5 protein-coding genes are annotated in these 3,656 nt (G+C 45.0%); 2 read left to right on the top strand and 3 right to left on the bottom strand.

The annotated features are described in order from the left end of the window. Positions 1 to 215: 215 nt before the first annotated feature. Positions 216 to 380 carry a Nif11-like leader peptide family natural product precursor gene (locus KB557_RS09745; RefSeq protein WP_255133696.1) on the bottom strand — a complete coding sequence of 55 codons (165 nt, stop codon included), beginning with the start codon at positions 378 to 380 and terminating at the stop codon, positions 216 to 218. Positions 381 to 497: 117 nt separating this feature from the next. On the opposite strand from KB557_RS09745, the gene KB557_RS09740 reads away from it, so the two are divergent. Continuing rightward, a complete protein-coding gene (locus KB557_RS09740) occupies positions 498 to 713 on the top strand; it encodes a hypothetical protein (RefSeq protein WP_255133694.1) in 216 nt (71 codons plus the stop codon). Here the strand turns inward: KB557_RS09740 and KB557_RS09735 are convergent. Continuing rightward, positions 710 to 1,732 (bottom strand): fatty acid desaturase, encoded by a 1,023-nt coding sequence (locus KB557_RS09735; RefSeq protein WP_255133692.1) that lies wholly within the window; start codon positions 1,730 to 1,732, stop codon positions 710 to 712. The two genes, KB557_RS09740 and KB557_RS09735, sit on opposite strands and share 4 nt — an antisense overlap. A gap of 287 nt (positions 1,733 to 2,019) precedes the next feature. Then, on the bottom strand, positions 2,020 to 2,796 hold the full coding sequence (locus KB557_RS09730) for a DUF3887 domain-containing protein (protein WP_255133690.1): 777 nt from the start codon (positions 2,794 to 2,796) through the stop codon (positions 2,020 to 2,022). 96 nt (positions 2,797 to 2,892) lie between these two features. Between KB557_RS09730 and KB557_RS09725 the strand changes: the two genes are divergently transcribed. Further along, a complete protein-coding gene (locus KB557_RS09725) occupies positions 2,893 to 3,645 on the top strand; it encodes a glutathione S-transferase family protein (protein ID WP_255133688.1) in 753 nt (250 codons plus the stop codon). Positions 3,646 to 3,656 lie beyond the last annotated feature (11 nt).

Below are 3,656 nucleotides of genomic sequence, written 5' to 3'. Positions count from 1 at the left end.
ACAAAAAGGAAAATCGAGCCAAGCAGAATCGACAGGGTTATGAGGCTTGCGGAATTGCTGATCGCTGTAAGCAGCTCAAGCATTCGGACTATTCAATTACAATTAAATATACAACGCCGAATTGGTGGGGTAAAAGTAACCACAAATCCCTGCAAATACAGGGGATAAGCCGCTAGAAGAGCAATTCCCCACCTTTTTAGCGTTGTATGTTTGTCCTAGCCCCTGATGTGCCTTGTCCAGGTGGCCTCAGAAAAGCTATGGCCTGTTTCCAGGGCGAGAGCTACCACCGCCTGGGCGTTGCTACTGCCATCTAGGCGTATTTTTAAAGCTGGATCGGCGTTTACTTTGCCAATAAAAGCCTGCAATTGTGCTTTAGACATTTTCTTAACCTAGGTAACCTCACACTCCTAACCCCTTTCGCTGCTGGAGAACTGCCTAATTCAGGAAACTATCTGCTGTTTAGCCCAAATGCGCTTGGCAGTGCGCAGATTAAAGGGATGCAAACAAGCCAACGCAAAACTTTTTACCGGGTACGGCCAATGCTGGCGATTGAGGAAACTGTTCCAAATGAAATTAAGGGAGCTTGTTTTGAATCACGCCAGGAAGCTGAAATATTTGCATTAGATATGGTTAAAGGCCAAAGTACACCGATGATCGTTGAGAAATTGGCCCCAGCTGGTTGCTGGTTGCAGGTTTTGGCTGTGGGTTGCTAGGGAATAGCTACCAATGCTTTCAAATCACGATTCCACAAGATTAGTTTAAAACATTCTGGGATGTTAGAAAGCCTTAGAACTTTCACATTTTTGAGTAGTTCAGCATTCGCTTCGTGGCATGCGCGCAGGTTGTAGTTCGGAATGCCTTCGCAAAGATGATGAACGTTGTGATATCCGATATCTGCAGAAAACCAATTGAATATAGGATTAAGCTTTAAAAAGCTGCTGCCGTTTATATCACCCTCAAAGGAATCCCAGCCCTCAGTTGTGTGAGCATAGGAACCTTCAAAATTATGCTGCACAAAAAAGACAGTGATCATTATCGCCGCCGAGAACGTCATAACGATGCTGTAACTGCCCCAAAACAAACCGAGCCCAAGCCAGCTACCCATCGCCAGCCATAGCCCTACAACGCATATGTTATTTCCAAGAATATGCCAAAACTCTGAAGCGGTATACCAATTACGGCTGCGATGGTTGGAAATTAATAAATTCCATTTTGAGAAACCGTTCTTTCCAATATGGCGAATCGAATCAATTAAAAAATCAAATGAACCTAAAACAAGAGCAAGCCTAGGTTTTATAATTAAGTAAAAGAAGCCCCCGGGAAGCAACATCAAGGGGTGGCGCAGTAGCCGGTATGAGAATTTTTGGAAATTATTGTAATTATCGTACTCTTCGCTTGTTATTAATGCCGACGGGCCACGATATAAATCCCAGTTTCCATTGTGGCGGTGATGGTATGCATGGCCGCGAGACCAAGGATGTTGAGGTATTGCGTTGATCACACCAAGCATAAAGCCGATTATGTGATTTAGATATTGAGTGCGAAACAAAGAAAGATGCCCGCAATCATGCATCAATGAAAAACAACGTGATGAAAATAATACTAATAAAACTAAAATTGGAACTATCAACAAAGTAGATATGGCAGCAAGGCTGGGTAGGAGATACCAGAGCGCTGCAATCGGCAAAATTGTTGAAAATATTTGCAGCCAGGCCCTAAAATTACTGCGCAATAAGTAAGGGCGCAACGCGAAATCTCGCTTGCGAGCTGAAATTGAGGTTTGCCTTGGGGATGTGGAAGTCAGATTGGTTACGGAGAGAGCTTGCGAAAATTGGCGTACCAAAATCGCTTATAACTGGTATTTTATCGTTTTTTTAGCCCATTCGTAAGCTTAAAACGTGCCGAGAGCTTATTTTTGCTGATTCGGGCATAGCGAGCCTTGGATCCAGCTTTACTGCCGTTATCTCTAAGGCTTTATTTTTGCGCCTTAATTAAGCTGTTGCTTATTGATTCTTAGGATCAACGTAATGTTTTTGGTTGAACGTCTGTAGGAAAATCGACGCCTATTATTTGATTTTTGTTATTTAAGATGATAAAAAGGCTATCGCTTAAACGATTAAAATCTGTTTCTACTAATACTAATTTGCTATCAGAGGTGTGATCTGCTTCTGTTACTTTGCGAATTTGTTGGAAATTTCCGGTTACCCGTTGCAGTTCTTGCCATCTTTTTTGCAAGGCACCAGGTGGTAATTCATTTTGAAAATCAAGGCTTAAAAAGCTGCGGGCCGTGATGAATTGGCCCTGGCTAATTGCTTTTACAAATCCTTCTGCAACTTTGGTGGATGGTTGCCCGGCAGCGTTCAAGAGCTGCGCTTGCAGTAATCCCTTGGCATTAAGCACAAGTGTTACTTCCTGCTTTCCTGTTGCTGTTGTAAGTTCTGCGCTCACGCTGGTGCTGCGTAAACCAGAATTCACTTTTGTTATCTTCCAGCTAATAAGTTCGGGCCAGCTTTGCAGGGTGCCTTGCACCATTGAAGGGCTACTGGTTTGTTTTAGTTCGTCTGAAAATTGACTGAAGCGTTTGTTTGCATCTCGCTGCTGTATTGCACTAAAAATTGCATCAGCTGCGGCTATTGCTGCATTGTTAGTTAGTGGGTTTTGACCCTTTATTTTAACGCTAGGGCTGCTGGCAACTGGTTTTGCAGCAAGTGCATGAGCCGAAATGTTGAGGGAGGGGGCTCCAAGCAGCAGCAGCAGGGCGGAGCCATTTATTAAACGCGTCCAGAAATGCTGCATCAGAGTTTCAAGCTATCCACGTTATTCTGCCCCATATGCGGGGCTCCGTTAATCCATCGGCTCGAGCATGATGGCTACACACACTTTTGAGCGTCGATGCAGCTTTATCAGTTCCGTCATTCCTCTTTTTGCGAGAAGGTGCGCCTGGTGCTCGCTGCAAAAGCTATTAAATACACAGTGGTGGAGGTGTTGCCTGGTATCGGGCAATGGGAATTATTTCGCATGAGCGGCCAAAGGCAGGTGCCTGTGCTGCAAAACGGTAGTGAATGGATTGCTGATTCCACTGCTATTTCCCTTCAACTTGAATTAAGCCATCCCTCCATTCCTTTATTGCCAGCAGATCCAGTGCAAAGGGCTCAGGTGCTGCTGCTGGAAGATTGGGCAGACACCTCTTTAGCCGCTGCCGCCCGATTAGCCCTTGTGCAGGGAGCTGTGGAGGATGCATCGCTAAGAGCTGCGCTGCTGCCGGAAAAAACGCCTGATTCTTTTAAAAGCTTGGTGGGTGCAGTGCCAGCTGCCTGGATGAGTGGTGTTGGTTTGTTTCTACATCCAGAACGCCAGGGTTTAATTGCCAGCCTTGAGCATTTAATGCTGATTTTGGCCGCTCAGCCCTACCTGGTAGGCGATCAACCCAGCCTTGCTGATGTCGCAGTTGCTGCACAGTTATATCTTTTGCGCTTCCCTGTGGTTGCCGGAATTCAACTGGCTTCCCGTGGGGTGATGGGAATAGCAGATCAAGCTGTATTCGATCCTTTATTTATATGGCGTGATGAGCTCTACCGCAAATTAGGTAGAGTGGTTATTGAATCTCCACCTTTTGAAGGAAATGAAACGATATCGATCGATTAATTTCTTTCCTT

It is taken from the genome of Synechococcus sp. Cruz CV12-2-Slac-r (assembly GCF_024346075.1).
Lineage (GTDB): Bacteria > Cyanobacteriota > Cyanobacteriia > PCC-6307 > Cyanobiaceae > Synechococcus_D.
Note: the sequence above shows the minus strand (reverse complement) of the source record. Positions and strands in the feature narration are given on the sequence as shown.

Coding starts and splice junctions, on each gene's coding strand:
- KB557_RS09745 (WP_255133696.1), bottom strand. CDS start 380: ATGTCTAAAGCACAATTGCAGGCTTTTATTGGCAAAGTAAACGCCGAT.
- KB557_RS09740 (WP_255133694.1), top strand. CDS start 498: ATGCAAACAAGCCAACGCAAAACTTTTTACCGGGTACGGCCAATGCTG.
- KB557_RS09730 (WP_255133690.1), bottom strand. CDS start 2,796: ATGCAGCATTTCTGGACGCGTTTAATAAATGGCTCCGCCCTGCTGCTG.
- KB557_RS09725 (WP_255133688.1), top strand. CDS start 2,893: ATGCAGCTTTATCAGTTCCGTCATTCCTCTTTTTGCGAGAAGGTGCGC.